The sequence below is a fragment of the Delftia sp. SD018 genome (genome assembly GCF_017355445.1).
GTDB lineage: Bacteria > Pseudomonadota > Gammaproteobacteria > Burkholderiales > Burkholderiaceae_C > Comamonas > Comamonas acidovorans.
In genome coordinates this window covers 374,400-389,783 of record NZ_JADDRN010000002.1, presented here as the reverse complement: position 1 = coordinate 389,783, position 15,384 = coordinate 374,400, and the positions used below count along the sequence as shown (strand labels likewise).

Genomic DNA, 15,384 nt, shown 5'->3' with positions numbered 1-15,384 from the left:
GGCAGCGCCTAATGTATGCCCATCCTCCCCGCATGGCGCCCACTCCCGTGATCCAACGCAACGAAACTTCCCTGCTGCTGACCGGCTTCATGGCCACGCTCAGCGGCGTCGGCCTGGCGCGCTTTGCCTACACGGCGCTGATGCCGCAGATGGTGCATGCCGGCTGGTTCAGCGGCGAGCAGGTGGCCTACCTGGGTGCGGCCAACCTGCTGGGCTATCTGATCGGTGCGCTGGCCGCCGCGCCGCTGGCCGAACGCCTGGGCGCGCTGCGCGTGCTGCTGTGGTGCTGGGTGGCACTGGCGCTGAGCTTTGCGGCCTGCGCCTGGCCGCTGCCCATGCCCTGGTTCTTTGCCTGGCGCTGCATCTCGGGCATTGGCGGCGCCATCCTGATGGTGCTGGGCCCCTCGGTGGCCCTGGCGGCCACGCCCCTGCTGCGGCGTGCGGCCCTGGGGCCGCTGATGTTCTGCGGCATAGGAGCCGGCGCCCTGCTGTCGGCCACGCTGATACCGCTGCTGGCGCGCCAGAGCCTGGGCGCCGTCTGGTGGGCGCTGGCGGCGGTCTGCGCCTGGGCCGGCTGGCTGGGCTGGCGCCATGTGCGGCGGCTGCCGGTGCCTGCGCCCATTGCCATCACGCCCCATGCCCGGCCCGTGCCCGCCGCGCCCCTGTGGACGCTGCCCGTGGTGCTGGTGATGCTGGCCTATATGACGGACGCCTTCGGCTTTGTGCCGCACACGGTGTTCTGGGTGGACTACCTGGCGCGCGAGCTGCAGTTGGGCGATGCCTATGCCTCCACGCAGTGGGCCGTGTTCGGCCTGGGCGCCATTGCCGGGCCGCTGGTGGCCTCGCTGTGCGCCACGCGCTTTGGCTGGTGGGGTACGACCACGGGCGCCTATGCGGTCAAGACCCTGGCCATTGCCATGCCGCTGTTCTGGGTGGGATTTGCGGGGCATGCGACCTCGTCCTTTCTGGTGGGCGCCTTGTCGCCGGGCATGGCGGCCATCACCTCGGGCTACCTGATGCAGCTGATCGGCCCCGTGCAGCACAAGCGCATGTGGGGCTATGCCACGGCGGCCTTTGCGCTGATGCAGGCCGTGTCGGGATATTTCATGGCCTGGAGCTATGCGGGCCTGGGCTCGTACCAGCGCCTGTTCGTCATCGGCAGCGTGTCGCTGCTGCTGGGCACGCTCATGATCGCCGCCAGCCGTGCCAGCGCGCGCCGACAGGCCGCCGCATGAGTGCGCGGATTCGAGACAGGAAACAAGGAGTCGTATGAGCACCGCAAAGACCGCGTGGATGGCCCGACTGGGCATGCGCCATCCCATCATCCAGGCCCCCATGGCCGGCACGTCCACGCCCGCGCTGGCGGCGGCCGTCACCGATGCGGGCGGCCTGGGCTCGCTGGGCATTGGCGCCAGCGGAACGGAGCAGGCGCGCCAGCAGATCGTGCAGACGCGCGCGCTGACATCGGGCGCCTTCAACGTCAACCTGTTCTGCCACCGGCCGGCCCGGGCCGATGCGCAGCGCGAGGCCGCCTGGCTGGCCCATCTGGCGCCCGAGTTCGCGCGCTTCGGCGCCACGCCGCCCGCCACTCTCAACGAGATCTACGCCACCGCCGTCGGCAACGCGGCGCTGCAGGCCATGCTGCTGCAGGAGCGGCCTGCCGTGGTGAGCTTTCATTTCGGGCTGCCTGAGCAGGGCTTCATCGACGCGCTGCGCGCGGCCGGCGTCGTGACCCTGGCCAGCGCCACGTCGCTGGACGAGGCGCGCCAGGTGGAACAGGCCGGTGTCGATGCCATCGTGGCCCAGGGCGTGGAGGCCGGGGGGCACCGCGGCACGTTCGATCCCGCGCAGGACCGCATGATGGGCACCTTCGCCCTGGTGCGAGTGCTGGCGCGCAACACGGCCCTGCCGGTGATCGCGGCCGGCGGCATCATGGACGGCGAGGGCATTGCGGCCGCGCTGGGCCTGGGCGCCTGTGCGGCGCAGCTGGGCACGGCCTTCATCCTCTGCCCTGAATCGTCCGCCAGCCCGGCCTACCGTGCCGAGCTGCGCAGCGAACGCGCCCACCACACAGGCATCACCGCCGCCATCTCGGGCCGGCCGGCGCGCGGCATGGTCAACCGGCTGCATGCGCTGGGCGCCAGCCATGGCCAGCCCCTGCCCGACTACCCGCGCGTCTACGACGCGGGCAAGGCGCTGCACCAGGCGGCCTCGGCCCAGGGCAGCTCCGACTACGCAGCCCACTGGGCCGGCCAGGGCGCGCCGCTGGCGCGCGAGATGCCGGCCGCCGCGCTGATGCAGACGCTGGCCGGCGAGCTGGCGAGCGCTCAGAAGGCCTGATCGCTCAGGCAGGCCGCTGAAGCGCCGCCAGCCCCTGCTCCAGATCGGCGATGAGGTCGCGCGGCGACTCCAGGCCGATGTGCAGGCGCACCACGGGCCCGCGCGCACTCCAGTCGGTGACGCTGCGCGCCTGCGCCATGTGCGCGGCCGTCGCCAGGCTTTCGTAGCCGCCCCAGGAGGCGCCGATGCCGAAGAGCCGCAGGCCGTCGATGAAGCGGTCCACGGCGGCCTCGGCGGTGCCGGGCTGCAACTCCAGCGACACCAGGCCGTTCGTGCCCTGGCAGTCGCGCAGCCACAGCGCATGGCCGGGATGCGTGGGCAGCGCGGGACAGAACACGGTGGCCACGGCCGGGTGCTGCTGCAGCCAGTGCGCCACCTCCAGCGCATGCGCCTCATGCATCTGCAGCCGTGCGGCCAGCGAGCGCATGCCGCGCAGTACCAGCCAGGCATCGTCGGGGCTGACCGCCATGCCGAAGGCATCGCAGCGCGCGGCCAGCGGCTCCCAGGCGGCCTCGGTGGTGGCCACGGTGCCCATCATCACGTCGGAGTGGCCCGACAGGTACTTGGTGGCTGCCATCACCGAGACATCGGCCCCCAGCGCCAGCGGCCGGTACTGGCAGCCCGACCCCCAGGTGTTGTCGGCCACGACCAGGGCGCCGCGCGCATGGGCCATGGCCGCCAGCGCGGGCAGGTCGCACATCTCGTAGACCAGCGATCCCGGGCATTCGGCATAGACCATGCGGGTGTTGGGGCGCATGCGCGCCTGGGCGTCGCTGCCATCGGCCGCGAAGAAGTCGTACTCGATGCCGTAGGGCCGCAGCCATTGCCCGGCCAGGTGGCGCACGGGCTGGTAGGCGCTGTCGGTCAGCAGCACATGGTCGCCGGGGCGCAGGTAGCTGAGCAGGGCCATGCCGATGGCCGCCAGGCCCGTGGGCAGCAGCCGCGTGCGGTGGGCGCCTTCCAGCTCGCTGACGGCGTCTTCCAGCGCAAAGCCGGTGGGCGTGCCGCGCGCGCCGTAGCTGAAGATGCGCTCGCCGGCGCGGCGCTCGCGCATCTCGCGCTGCTGTGCCGTGCTCTCGAACAGCACGGTGCTGGCGCGCACCAGGGGCGGGTTGACGGCCGTGCCGCCCGCATAGGCCGGGCGCTTGCCCGCATGCAGCAGCCGGGTCTGCAGGTCCAGCGCGGGGGCGCCAGGCACGGGGGCGTGTTCGGCAGCCATCAGTCGATCTTCGCGCCCGAGAGCTTGACCACGCGCGACCAGCGCTCCATGTCCTGGCGCAGCTGGGCGGCAAAGGCCTCGGGCGTATTGGCCACGACTTCGCTGCCGCCATCGACGACGAGCTTGGTCACTTCCGGCAGTTGCAGGGTGCGCACGATGGCGTCGTGCAGATAGGCCACGCGCTCGGGCGGCGTGCCGGCGGGTGCGAAGAAGCCGTACCAGTCCTCGAAGCGCGCATTGCGCAGGCCCAGTTCCTCCAGCGTGGGCACCTTGCCGAACACGCCGATGCGGCGCGGGCTGGTGACGGCCAGCGCGCGCACCTGGCCCGCCTGGATCATGCCGGCCACGGACGAGGTGGAGGTGATCAGCACGTCGACCTGCTGGCCCAGCAGATCGTTGATGGCCGGCCCCGCGCCCTTGTAGGGCACATGGGTCATGGGCACGCCGTTTTCCTTGGACAGCACCACGCCCACCAGGTGCGACAGCGTGCCGTTGCCGGGCGTGGCATAGGTGACGCGGCCCGGCTCGCCCTTGCTGCGCGCCACCAGGTCGGCAAAGCTCTTGAGGGGCGAGGCCGAGGCGACCACGATGGCCAGCGGCGCCGCGTTGATCTGCGTGATGGGCACGAAGTTCTTGAGCGGATCGAAGCCCGGCGCGCTATAGAGCGCGGGGTTCACAGCCATCAGCGAGACCTGCCCCGTGAGCACGGTGTAGCCATCGGGCTTGGCCTCGGCCACGGCCTTGGCGCCGATGTTGCCGCCCGCACCGCCCCGGTTTTCCACCACGGAGGGCTGGCCCGTGGCCTCGGTCAGGCGCGTGGTGACCCAGCGTGTGCTGGCGTCGTTGCCGCCACCCGGCGGGAAGGGCGAGATGAAGCGGATCGGCTGGGCCGGATAGCCGTTGCGCGCAGCCAGCGGCTCGGCCGTGGCCTGCGAGAGCATGGCCAGGGCCGCGAGGCTGGCGGCCAGCATCCTGGCCAGGTTGAGGGTTGCGAACATGTCTTGTCTCCTGTCGTTATGTGGTGTTGGGCTGTTCGGATGCTCTTTGCGTGGATCAGGACATTGCCGGCTCCGGCAGGCGGAAGGCGGCCAGTTCCTGGGCGTCCAGTTGGGGCACCAGGCCCGTCTCCCAGGCCAGGTAGCGGCGTGCCGCTTCCTTGTTGCCGTCGTGGCGGTCGTGCACGAAGAACAGGTAGTCGATGCACTCGGCGTCTGTGGGGCTGTCGGGCGTGGCCTCGACGGGCAGGCCGGCCTGCTGCCATGCGGCCAGGCCGCCTTCGAGCAGCAGCGGCGCGGCGCCCTGCAGCTCCAGTGCGGCCCATTGCGCCATGCCGGGCTCGTCGGCCACCAGCACGATCTGGCGTGTCTCGCCGGCCAGATCGCTGGCAAGGCACGGGCGGATGGACCAGCGGGCCCCGGCGATGTGGCCTGCGCGGTACTTCATGCCCGCGCGCAGATCGACCACGGCCACCTCGCCCTGGTGCATGCGCTCGTGCAGGGCCTGCGCCGTGATGCCTGCCAGTGCGGGGACCTGGGGCGGCTGGGCCGGTGCGAGGTCCAGGCCGCTTTGCAGGCCGCCCCGCAGCACGCAGGCGTCATGGCCGAGCTGGCGCAGCCAGCTGGCCACCACGGGGGCGCGCACGCCATCGCTGTCGAACAGCACCAGGCGCGCACCGCGCACGCCCACGTACTGGTCGCCGGCCTGCATGAGCTGGCCGCCGGGCGTGTGCTGGGCGCCGGGCAGCGAGCCGGCCTTGAATTCCTCGGGCGTGCGCACATCGCACAGGAACAGCGTGCGCGCAACATCCTGGCTCCAGGCGCGCACGGTGTCGGCATCGACCTCGGGCACATCGAAGCGTTCGGCCAGGGCGCGGGCCTGTGCTTGCAGCGCGCTGCTGGCCGAGTCGTCGCCATAGCGGTGCGTTCCGCCGTGCTCCAGCGGCAGGTCGGCCAGGTACCAGCCCTGGGTACCGTTCTCCAGCGCGTAGACGGGGTTGGGAATGCCCAGGTTGATCAAGGTCTGCGCGCCGATGATGGAGCGCGTGCGGCCCGCGCAATTGACCACGATGGGCGTGGCCGCATCGGGCACCAGGCGGCTCACGCGCAGCGCCAGCTCGCCATTGGGGCAGCAGATGGCGCCGGGGATGTTCATCTTGTGGAACTCGGAGACGGGCCGGCCGTCCAGCACCACCAGGGGCAGGCCCGCCGCCTGGCGCGCCGCCAGCTGCTGTGCCGTGATGCGCGGCGTGCCATAGGCGTGTTCGGCCAGTTCGCCAAAGGTCTTGGAAGGCAGGTTCACGCCAGCGAACAGCGTGTAGCCCGCAGCGCTCCAGGCCTTGGCACCGCCTTCGAGCACGGCGACCTGGGTATAGCCCAGGGCTTCGAGGCGGCGCGCGGCACGCTCGGCCACGCCCGCGCTGGCATCGCCCTCGCCACCGTCGTAGGTGACGACGCGCACCTGCCTGCGCGGCACCAGGCGGGGCACATCCAGCTCCAGCCGGCTGTAGGGCAGGGGCGTGGCGTAGAACAGGTGCGACTCGCCGTACTGGCCGTGCTCGCGCACGTCGAGCAGCGCGATCTCCTGGCCGTCGTGCAGCCAGGATTTGAGGGTGTGGGCGTCAATGGATGCGGTCATTGCATGCGGTCCGGGAAAAAGATCGGCAAGGAATTTCGGGCAAAGCCCTGCCACGCACGCCCCGTGGGGCGCGCTGCGGCATGGACAGTGAAAAGGCAGGAAGCGGGAGGTAGCGGCCGGAAGGCCGGGGCTCAGCGGCGCGTCTGCACGCCGATGGCCATGGTCTGGCAGGTGCCGGTGGCCAGGTCGTAGCTGGTGCGCTCGTTGAGCGTCTCCAGCGCGCGGCCGTACATGTGCAGGTGGCGAATGACCTGCTCGCCCTGGATCTCCACGGAGTGGATGTCCTCGGGCATGAGGGCGATGCCCTGGCCTGGTGCGACCACCACGAGTTCCGTCTCGCGCAGCGTGCCCTTGCCGGGGACGGAGCCGTCGTCGGTGCGCTCGTAGACGCGGTTGTGCTCCGTGCCTTCCACGGCGGCAATGCAGGCCCAGGTCGTGTGGTTGTGCGGCACGATGCGCTTGCCCGGGCGCATGACGTTGAGGTACAGCGCATAGCTCTGGTCGGCGTCCTCGGCAATCAGGTAGCGCGCCTGATGCTCGCCCTGCTCGGGTGCGGCGTAGTCGGCCTGTTGCCAGAAGTCTCGGCGCGCGGCGAGGCCCAGCAGTTGCTGGAGCACGGCGTCCAGGCTGGCGCGCGTGGCCGCGTCCTCGCCAATGGCCTGCTTCATGCTGTCGATGGCCGCTGTCACGGCGGCGCTGCGCTGTTCGGTGATGGTGTTGGTGGTGGTGTTGGTGGTGGTGTTCAAAGGGGGCTCCTTGTCGTCGTTGAAGCCCACTGTAGTGAGGCGCCCCGCCCGCAACAATCCACGCATGCCCAATAAATACTTCAATAAAATTGAAGTATGGAGACGCTTGACCTGGACCTGCTGCGCACCCTGGCCGCCATTGCCAGCCACGACAGCTTTGCCGCCGCCGCCGTGCAGATGGGGCGCACGCAATCGGCCATCACCCAGCAGATGCAGCGGCTGGAGGAGAAGATCGGCCACGCGCTGTTCGAGAAGCAGGGCCGGCAAAAACGCCTCACCGATCATGGCCAGCGCCTGCTGGGCTATGCGCGCCACATGCTGGCCATCCACGACGAGGCGCTGCGCAACCTGCAGCACCGCCAGGTGCAGGGCCTGGTGCGCATTGGCGCACCCCACGACGCGGCCGACAACATGCTGCCGCCCGTGCTGCAGGAGATTGCGCTGAACTTTCCGGGCATGCAGATCGACATCCATGTGGGGCGCAGCCCGTTCCTGATGGAGTCGCTCAAGCAGGGCGAGCTGGACCTGGCCATCTCCAACCGGGAGGACGAAGGCTTCGAGGGCTTTGCCCTGCGCTCCACACCCACGGTGTGGCTGTGCGGCGCGGGCTATGCCCATGACCCGGGCAAGCCCGTGCCCCTGGTCATGGCCGACGGGCCCAGCATCTTCCGCCGCCTGGGCTGCGATGCGCTGGATGCGGCCGGCATCGCCTGGACGCCGCGCCACACCTGCACCAGCCTGGTGGGCATACGCGCGGCGCTGCGCGCCGGCCTGGGCGTGACGGCACGCGGCGTGGAGCAGCTCGACCCGGGCCTGCGCGTGCTGGGCGCGGGCGACGGCATGCCGCCGCTGCCGGACCTGGTCTACCGCCTGTACATCCGCAGCCATGTGATCAGCCCCGTGACACGCCAGATCTTCGAGAACCTGCAGGCCCGCATGCGGCAGCCGGCGGGCTGAGCGCCGGGGCGCTTGGCGCGCGGCAGCGCTGGATGTGGCGGCGCACTTGACTGCACCGCTTGTAATGGGACTTATTCTCAAATAACATCCGCGCCACCGCCGCCCCCTCCAGCCGGCGTTTTTCGAGCCTTTCCAGGCCCCCCGTGCCATGCCATCTCCCACTCTTGCCCGCACCCATGACTGGTTCCGTGACTGGTTCCGTGACTACGGGCCGCTGATTTCCCGCATCCTCGCCGCGCTGTTTGGCGGCTACGCCGTGGCGGCGCTGGCCAGCGTGGCCGTGCTGGCCCTGCCCGCAGACCGCACGCAGGCGGCGATCTCGGGCACCTTGCTGAGTTTTGCCGTCTATGCGGGCGCGGTGATCTGGGTGTTTGCCGTGCGCAGCGCCACGCGCGCCTGGGCCGGCCTGCTGGTCGCCGCCCTGGTACTGGCGCCTGCCGCGTGGTGGACCTGGGGCAAGGGGCTGGGCGCATGAACACGAACGCCACGGACACCACGAACACGGCCGGCAAGCCCGCCAAGCCCGGGAAAGCCGCCAAGGCGCCCGGCATCCGACAGACCATGTCCGACCTGCACACCTGGGTCGGCCTGCTGCTGGGCTGGTTCCTCTACGCCATGTTCCTCACGGGCACGGTGAGCTATTTCAGGAACGAGATCACGCAGTGGATGCAGCCCGAGCAGCCGCACCAGAGCCAGGCGAGCGAGCCCGCGCTGGTGGCCCAGCGGATCGGCGACGCCATGGCGCATGTGGCGCCGCAAAGCCCGCAATGGCTGATCAACCTGCCCGATGCGCGCAGCACGGTGGCCACGGTGTTCTGGAGCCCGCCGCAGACCGAAAAGGGCGCCAGGCGCCGCTTCGAGAACGGCCGCTTCGACCCGGCCACCGGCACGCGCCTCGAAGGCCCGGTGCGCGAGACGCGCGGCGGCGAGTTCTTCTACCGCTTCCACTTCCAGTTCCACTACATGCCCGTGCTCTGGGGCCGCTATCTGGCGGGACTGTGCGCGATGTTCATGCTGGTGGCCATCGTCAGCGGGGTGATCACGCACAAGAAGATCTTTGCCGACTTCTTCACCTTCCGCTGGGGCAAGGGCCAGCGCTCCTGGCTGGACGCACACAACGCGCTGTCCGTGCTGGGCCTGCCCTTTCACCTGATGATCACGTACACCGGCCTGGTGACCCTGGCCCTGATGTACATGCCCTGGGCCAATCTGGCCACCACCATGACGCCCGAGCAGCGCGTGGTGGCCGGCCAGCAGCTCAGTGCCTTTGTTCCGGCCGGCAAGCCCTCGGGCCAGGCCGCGGCCCTGGCACCGCTGGCCGACATGGTTCGCCAGGCCGAGCAGCGTTGGGGCGCGGGCCAGGTGGAACGCCTGAACGTCAACCTGCCCGGCGATGCCAATGCGCGCGTGACCGCCATCCGCGGCGAGAACGGCCGCGTCTCCATCAGCCCGCAGTTCATGATGTTCGACGGCGTCAGCGGCCAGCTGCTGCAGGCACAGGACAGCGTGGGCGCCGCCGCCGAGACGCGCGGCGTGCTCTATGCGCTGCACATGGGCCGCTTCGGCGACCTGCCCACGCGCTGGCTGTACTTCATCGTCAGCCTTGCGGGCACGGCCATGGTGGGAACGGGACTGGTGCTGTGGAACGTGAAGCGGCGCAGCAAGCTGCCCGACCCGGACAGGCCGCATTTCGGCTTCCGGCTCGTGGAACGGCTGAACATCGCCACCATCGCCGGCCTGTCCATCGGCATGGCCGGCATGCTCTGGGCCAATCGCCTGCTGCCGGTGGAGATGGCGCAGCGCGCCGAGTGGGAGGTGCACGCCATGTTCATCGCCTGGGGCGCCACCCTGTTCTGGGCGATGGGCCGGCCCGCCAAGCGGGCCTGGATCGAGTTGCTGTGGGCCGGCGCCGCCGCCCTGGCCCTGCTGCCCGTGGTCAACGCGCTGACCACGGATCGCGGCCTCTTGGCCAGCCTGCGCGCGGGCGACTGGGTGTTTGCTGGCATGGACCTCATGCTGCTGGCCCTGGCCGCACTGCATGCCCATCTGGCCCTGCGCACCCAGCGCCACCAGCCCAAGGCCAAACCGGTGCGCGCCGCCCGGCCCGCGCCTACGGCAGCCGCCACGGCAGCAGCCGCCGCAGCGGAGACCAGCGCATGAGCATGGCCCATCTGTTCTGTCAGCTCCTGGCCCTGGGCGCCTTCGCCTGCCTGGCCCTGGCCATGGACCGCCACCAGAGCGACCTGTTCGGCAAGGAACTGCCACCCGCCCGCACCCGGCGCCTGCGCGCGGCCGGCTGGGTGCTGCTGGCGCTGTCGCTGTGGGCGGCGCTGCAGGTGGAGCCCTGGTCGCTGGGGCTGGTGGCCTGGTTCGGCCACATCGCCGCCGCAGCGGCCATCGTGCTGCTGTCCATGGTGGCGCGCGAGCGGCTGCGCTGACGGCCCTCCCGGCGCCTTCAGAGAAACATGCCGCCCGAGGCCTCAATGCGCTGGCCCTGCACCCAGCCCATGCCGGGCTGCAGCAGGGCGGCCATCACGGGGCCGATGTCGTCGGGCTGGCCCACACGGCCCAGTGCCGTTTGGCTGGCCAGGGCGGCGCCCATCTGCGCATCGTCGCGCACACGGCCACCGCCAAAATCCGTGGCAATCGCCCCCGGCGCCACCGTGTTGACGCGAATGCCGCGCGCGCCCAGCTCGCGCGCCAGGTAGCGCGTCAGCACCTCCACCCCGCCCTTCATGGATGCATAGGCCGCATAGCCCGGCTGGGTGAAGCGCGTGAGCCCGCTGGACAGATGGATGATGCTGCCGCCATCGCGCAGCAGGGGCAGCAGGTGCTGGCTCAGGAAGAACGGCGCCTTCAGGTGGATGGCGACCAATTCATCGAACTGCGCCTCGGTGGTGGTGGCGAATGGCGCGTTGATGCCGATGCCGGCGTTGTGCACCAGCGCATCAAGGCGGTCGGCCTGCCAGGTATCGGCCAGCGCCTGGCGCACGCGGGCCGCAAAGTCCGCAAAGCCCGCGCTGCGCGCCACGTCCAGCTGCAGGGCGGCGGCCCGCCCGCCCAGCGCCTCGATGGCGGCCACGGCGGCCTGGGCCGCGTCGGCACGCTCACGGTAGGTCAGCACCACGTCAAAGCCCTGGCGCGCCAGGTGCTCGGCCGTATTGCGGCCCAGGCCGCGGCTGCCGCCCGTGACGAGGACGATGCGGCGGGCGGCAGGGGAAGAAGCGGTCGAAGGAGAAGCTGTCATGGCGGACCTCGTTAGGTGGTTTGCAATGACAGCGACTGTATTGAAGGTCGATTTTTGGATAAATTGGCTGTTTCTGATTTATTTGTTCACCCCATGCAAACAATCAAGCTTCTGGAGCAGATGCAGATCTTCAGCCGCGTGGCCGAGATGGCCAGCTTCACGCGTGCGGCCGACAGCATGGGTTTGCCCAAGGCCAGCGTCTCCCAGGCCGTGCAGCAGCTGGAGGCGCGGCTGGGCACGCGGCTGCTGCACCGGACCACGCGGCGCGTGCAGCTCACCCAGGACGGCCAGGCCTGCTACGAACGCTGCCAGGACCTGCTGGCCGACGTGGACGAGTTCCAGGGCCAGTTCCAGCAGGCCGGCGACGCGCCGCTGCAGGGCAAGGTCCGGCTGGACATGACCACGGGCCTTGCGCGCCACGTCGTCATGCCCTTGCTGCCGCAACTGCTGCAAAGCCATCCGGCGCTGGAGCTGGAGCTGAGCTGCACCGAGCGCCGCGTGGACCTGGTGCGCGAAGGCTTTGATTGCGTGCTGCGCCTGGGCCCCGTGGACGAGCCCGGCCTGGTGGCACGCCCGCTGGGCCTGGTGGCGCTGGCCACCTGCGCCAGCCCCGGCTATGTCCAGGCCCACGGGCTGCCCGCCACACTGCAGGATCTGGGCGGTCACCGGCTGGTGCACTACCAGCGCACGCTGGGCGCGCGGCCGCTGGGCTTCGAGTACGAGGAGGATGGCCAGCCCCGGTACCTGCCGATGACGGGCGCGCTCACCGTGAACAATGCCGAGGCCTATCTCGCGGCCTGCCAGGCCGGCCTGGGGCTGATCCAGGTTCCGCGCCTGGCCGTGCAGCCGCTGCTGGACGCAGGGGAACTGGTCGAGGTGCTGCCCCGCCACCCGCCGCCGCCCATGCCGCTGCACCTGATCTACGCCCAGCGCCGCCAACTGCCGCGCCGCGTGCGCGTGCTCATGGATTGGCTGGCCGAAGCGGTCCTGCCCTGGACGCTTGGCGCTGGCCCGGCCGAAAAGCCCTAGCGAGCGCTGCAGCGATTCAGCCAGCGTCATTTTGCTTATCACTAATCCGTATCAAGACAAAGGTTCGCGCCTGCCCCTTTTGACGCCATTTACCGGACAATAGCGACCTTGCCCCGGTCACCGGCCGCCACGAAGCAGCGGCAACGCGCACACCGCGCCTGCCCCCTGTGCTTCCCGCCACCGCGTGCCTGAATGGCACTGACCTCTCATTGCAACGTCCCGGCGGGCACTGCCTGCCCCGAATTCACCGTATTGCCAACATGAGTGCTTTTCTTGAAGAACGCGTGCTGTCCGTCCACCACTGGACCGACCGCCTTTTCTCCTTCACCACCACCCGTGACACCGCGCTGCGCTTTTCCAACGGCCATTTCACGATGATCGGGCTGAAGGTCGACGGCAAGAACCTGCTGCGTGCCTACTCCATCGCCAGCCCCAACTACGAGGAGCACCTCGAGTTCCTGTCGATCAAGGTGCCCGACGGTCCGCTGACCTCGCGCCTGCAGAACATCCAGGTCGGCGACACCATCCTCGTCGGCAAGAAGCCCACGGGCACGCTGCTGATCGACTACCTGCTGCCCGGCAAGAACCTGTACCTGATCGGCACCGGCACGGGCCTGGCCCCCTGGCTGGCCGTGGCCCGCGACCCCGAGACCTACGAGCGCTACGAGAAGGTCGTCGTCGTGCACGGCGTGCGCCACGCCAGCGAGCTGGCCTACCAGGAGCTGTTCGAGAAGGAACTGCCCGAGCATGAATTCCTCGGCGAAATCGTCAAGGACAAGCTGGTCTATTACCCCACCGTGACGCGCGAGCCCTTCCGCAACCAGGGCCGCATCTCCAACCAGATCACGGCAGGCACCTTCCCGCAGAACATCGGCCTGCCCGAGCTCAATCCCGAGACCGACCGCGTCATGCTGTGCGGCAGCCCCGCCATGCTGAACGAACTCAAGGAGCTGCTGGAGCACCGCGGCTTCAAGGAAGGCAACACCACCACGCCCGGCGACTTCGTGGTCGAGCGCGCCTTCGTCGAGAAGTAAAGCCCACGACACCCCGTGGCGGGGCGGCTGCCGATAATCGGCGCATGCCGCCCTCCCGCACCCCGCCGCCCCAGCCCGGCGACGATGACCGCAACTTCATCGTCGCCCTGGCGCGCGGCCTTGATGTCCTGTCCTGCTTTCGCTCCGGCGAAAAGCTGCTGGGCAACCAGGACATCGCCAGGCGCTGCGGACTGCCCAGGTCCACGGTCTCGCGCCTCACGCACACGCTGACCACGCTGGGCTACCTCATCCACGTGCCCGAAGAGGGCAAATACCGCCTGGGCACAGCCACGCTGGCCCTGGGCAGCGCCATGCTCTCGCGCCTGGACGTGCGCCAGATCGCGCGCCCGCTGATGCAAAAGCTGGCCGCCACTACCGATGCCGAGGTGGCCCTGGCCGCACGCGACCGGCACAACATGGTCTACATCGAGCACTGCCCCAGCGCGCGCTTCACGCACCGCGACCTGGACATGGGCTCGCGCATCCCCCTGGCCACCACGGCCGTGGGCCGCGCCTGGCTGGCCGCCAGCCCCGCATCCGAGCGCCAGCGCGCGCTGGACTACCTGCAATCGCACGCCCCCGAGCAATGGGCCGCCGCCCAGGCCCAACTGCCGCTGTGGCCCGGCGCCAGCACCCATCCGCAACCCTGGCTGTCCTGCTCGTTCGGCGACTGGCAGCCCGAGGTCAACGCCATCGCCCTGGCCTTCTCGCCGGGGCGTGGCCTGCCGCTGATGGCCGTCAGCCTGGGCGGGCCCTCGCGCTTCGTCACGGCCGATGCGCTGCGCCAGGACGGCGTGCCTGCGCTGCAGCGCATGGTGCGGCGGCTGCAGCAGGACATAGACCGCGCCTGACCGCAGACCGGGCCTGGCCGGCTGTCCCGCAGGCGCCCGCACAGTAGCCAAGACGACAGCGCGCGCCGCACTGGCGCCCTAGCATGGAGGGCGTTGCTCAACCATCAGGAAACCAAGGCAGGAGACACCCAGCATGAGCGTGAAAGCACTGTTCAACCTCACCGGCAAGACCGCCCTCATCACCGGAGGCTCGCGCGGCCTGGGCCTGCAGATGGCCGAGGCGCTGGGCGAGATGGGCGCCCGCCTCGCCATCACGGCGCGCAAGTCCGACGAACTGGCCGAGGCCAAGGCCCACCTGCAAGGCCTGGGCTACCAGGTCGAGACCTTCACCAACGACCTGCAGAAGTTCGACACCATCCCCGCCCTGGTCGACGACGTGCTGACGCGCTGCGGCGACATCGACATCCTCGTCAACAACGCCGGCGCCACCTGGGGCGCCAAGGCCGAGGAATACCCGGACGAGGCCTGGAACAAGGTCATGAACCTCAACGTCTCCGCGCCCTTCTTCCTCACCCGCGAAGTGGCCAGGCGCGTGATGATCCCCAAGGGCCAGGGCAACGTGATCATCACGGCCTCGGTCGCGGCCTTCAAGGGCACGCCGCCCGGCATGAACACCGTGGCCTACAACACCTCCAAGGCGGCCGCCGTTCACCTGGCACGCACCCTGGCCTCGGAATGGGGCCACTACGGCATCCGCGTCAACTCCATCTGCCCGGGCTTCTTCCCCAGCAAGCTGGCCAACGGCCTCATCGACAAGCTCGGCGACCAGCTCATCGCCCGCGCCCCGCTGCGACGCATCGGCGGCGAGGAGGACCTCAAGGGCGCCGTGGTCTACCTGGCGTCCGATGCGTCTCGGCACATGACGGGGCAGGCGTTGGTGCTGGATGGTGGAGCGAGCTTGTTGTAAACAACGCAGCCCTGCAATGAGAAAGGCCCCTGTACCGCGGTGCAGGGGCCTTTCTTACTTGAGCCGCTGCGCAGCGGCTCAGCATGTCTTCTTCAAGCCTGCAGGGCAAAGGGCTCGATGGACTCCAGATCGTCGCCTATGGCCTCGCGCGCGATATCAGCGTCGTACTGGCTTTGCAGATTCATCCAGAACTCCACGGACGTGCCGAAGAAGCGCGCAAGGCGCAGCGCCGTATCCGCGGTGATGGAGCGGCCGTTCTTGACGATGGCCGCGATGCGTGTCTGCGGGACATGGATGGCCTGGGCCAGGCGGTATTGCGTCAGGCCCATGGGCTCCAGGAATTCAGTGGCCAGGATTTCGCCTGGCGTGGGGAGGTTCAAAGGTTTGTTCATGGTCAGCACTCCTGCGCCAGATCCAGGA

General features: G+C 69.8%; 16 protein-coding genes. 10 read left to right on the top strand and 6 right to left on the bottom strand.

The genetic code is table 11. The features are described 5' to 3' along the window. The first annotated feature begins 32 nt into the window (after nucleotides 1–32). Both INR38_RS04795 and INR38_RS04790 read left to right on the top strand, forming a co-directional pair. On the top strand, nucleotides 33–1,235 hold the full coding sequence (locus INR38_RS04795) for a YbfB/YjiJ family MFS transporter (RefSeq protein ID WP_099735009.1): 1,203 nt from the start codon (nucleotides 33–35) through the stop codon (nucleotides 1,233–1,235). Between the two features lie 34 nt (nucleotides 1,236–1,269). Beyond that, nucleotides 1,270–2,340: a nitronate monooxygenase gene (locus INR38_RS04790; protein WP_207442882.1), complete on the top strand. Its 1,071-nt coding sequence runs from the start codon at nucleotides 1,270–1,272 to the stop codon at nucleotides 2,338–2,340. Between the two features lie 4 nt (nucleotides 2,341–2,344). On the opposite strand, the gene metC is transcribed toward INR38_RS04790, so the two are convergent. The 4 genes from metC to INR38_RS04770 form a co-directional block, all read right to left on the bottom strand. Continuing rightward, the gene (gene metC, locus INR38_RS04785; RefSeq protein ID WP_207442883.1) at nucleotides 2,345–3,559 is read right to left on the bottom strand and encodes a cystathionine beta-lyase; all 1,215 of its coding nucleotides are present in this window, start codon (nucleotides 3,557–3,559) and stop codon (nucleotides 2,345–2,347) included. Next, complete coding sequence (locus INR38_RS04780) at nucleotides 3,559–4,557, bottom strand: tripartite tricarboxylate transporter substrate binding protein (protein WP_097204596.1); 999 nt, start codon at nucleotides 4,555–4,557, stop codon at nucleotides 3,559–3,561. The genes metC and INR38_RS04780 overlap by 1 nt, the downstream gene beginning before the upstream one ends. A gap of 55 nt (nucleotides 4,558–4,612) precedes the next feature. Further along, a complete protein-coding gene (locus INR38_RS04775) occupies nucleotides 4,613–6,193 on the bottom strand; it encodes a rhodanese-like domain-containing protein (protein ID WP_207442884.1) in 1,581 nt (526 codons plus the stop codon). A 131-nt stretch (nucleotides 6,194–6,324) separates the two neighbouring features. Continuing rightward, nucleotides 6,325–6,861 carry a cysteine dioxygenase family protein gene (locus INR38_RS04770; RefSeq protein ID WP_052155368.1) on the bottom strand — a complete coding sequence of 179 codons (537 nt, stop codon included), beginning with the start codon at nucleotides 6,859–6,861 and terminating at the stop codon, nucleotides 6,325–6,327. Nucleotides 6,862–7,035: 174 nt separating this feature from the next. Here INR38_RS04770 and INR38_RS04765 point away from each other — a divergent pair, with 174 nt between their 5' ends. The 4 genes from INR38_RS04765 to INR38_RS04750 all read left to right on the top strand — a co-directional run bounded on the left by INR38_RS04765 (nucleotide 7,036) and on the right by INR38_RS04750 (nucleotide 10,334). Beyond that, nucleotides 7,036–7,896 carry a LysR substrate-binding domain-containing protein gene (locus INR38_RS04765; RefSeq protein ID WP_123695036.1) on the top strand — a complete coding sequence of 287 codons (861 nt, stop codon included), beginning with the start codon at nucleotides 7,036–7,038 and terminating at the stop codon, nucleotides 7,894–7,896. 148 nt (nucleotides 7,897–8,044) lie between these two features. Further along, on the top strand, nucleotides 8,045–8,371 hold the full coding sequence (locus INR38_RS04760; RefSeq protein ID WP_013800146.1) for a DUF3649 domain-containing protein: 327 nt from the start codon (nucleotides 8,045–8,047) through the stop codon (nucleotides 8,369–8,371). Continuing rightward, nucleotides 8,368–10,056 (top strand): PepSY-associated TM helix domain-containing protein, encoded by a 1,689-nt coding sequence (locus INR38_RS04755; RefSeq protein ID WP_207442885.1) that lies wholly within the window; start codon nucleotides 8,368–8,370, stop codon nucleotides 10,054–10,056. The genes INR38_RS04760 and INR38_RS04755 overlap by 4 nt, the downstream gene beginning before the upstream one ends. Further along, nucleotides 10,053–10,334 carry a DUF3325 domain-containing protein gene (locus INR38_RS04750; RefSeq protein WP_012202210.1) on the top strand — a complete coding sequence of 94 codons (282 nt, stop codon included), beginning with the start codon at nucleotides 10,053–10,055 and terminating at the stop codon, nucleotides 10,332–10,334. Before INR38_RS04755 ends, INR38_RS04750 begins: the two co-directional genes overlap by 4 nt. Nucleotides 10,335–10,351: 17 nt before the next feature. Here the strand turns inward: INR38_RS04750 and INR38_RS04745 are convergent, their stop codons facing one another. Further along, the gene (locus INR38_RS04745; protein ID WP_207442886.1) at nucleotides 10,352–11,143 is read right to left on the bottom strand and encodes an SDR family oxidoreductase; all 792 of its coding nucleotides are present in this window, start codon (nucleotides 11,141–11,143) and stop codon (nucleotides 10,352–10,354) included. A gap of 93 nt (nucleotides 11,144–11,236) precedes the next feature. Between INR38_RS04745 and INR38_RS04740 the strand changes: the two genes are divergently transcribed. The 4 genes from INR38_RS04740 to INR38_RS04725 all read left to right on the top strand — a co-directional run bounded on the left by INR38_RS04740 (nucleotide 11,237) and on the right by INR38_RS04725 (nucleotide 14,964). Continuing rightward, the gene (locus INR38_RS04740; RefSeq protein ID WP_013800142.1) at nucleotides 11,237–12,172 is read left to right on the top strand and encodes a LysR family transcriptional regulator; all 936 of its coding nucleotides are present in this window, start codon (nucleotides 11,237–11,239) and stop codon (nucleotides 12,170–12,172) included. A gap of 260 nt (nucleotides 12,173–12,432) precedes the next feature. Next, a complete protein-coding gene (locus INR38_RS04735) occupies nucleotides 12,433–13,206 on the top strand; it encodes a ferredoxin--NADP reductase (RefSeq protein WP_012202207.1) in 774 nt (257 codons plus the stop codon). A 44-nt stretch (nucleotides 13,207–13,250) separates the two neighbouring features. Beyond that, a complete protein-coding gene (locus INR38_RS04730) occupies nucleotides 13,251–14,057 on the top strand; it encodes an IclR family transcriptional regulator (protein ID WP_012202206.1) in 807 nt (268 codons plus the stop codon). Nucleotides 14,058–14,190: 133 nt separating this feature from the next. Then, a complete protein-coding gene (locus INR38_RS04725) occupies nucleotides 14,191–14,964 on the top strand; it encodes an SDR family oxidoreductase (RefSeq protein WP_012202205.1) in 774 nt (257 codons plus the stop codon). A 92-nt stretch (nucleotides 14,965–15,056) separates the two neighbouring features. Here the strand turns inward: INR38_RS04725 and INR38_RS04720 are convergent, their stop codons facing one another. Further along, entirely contained in the window at nucleotides 15,057–15,356 is a 300-nt protein-coding gene (locus INR38_RS04720; protein WP_013800141.1) for a HigA family addiction module antitoxin, read from the bottom strand. Between the last annotated feature and the right edge of the window lie 28 nt (nucleotides 15,357–15,384).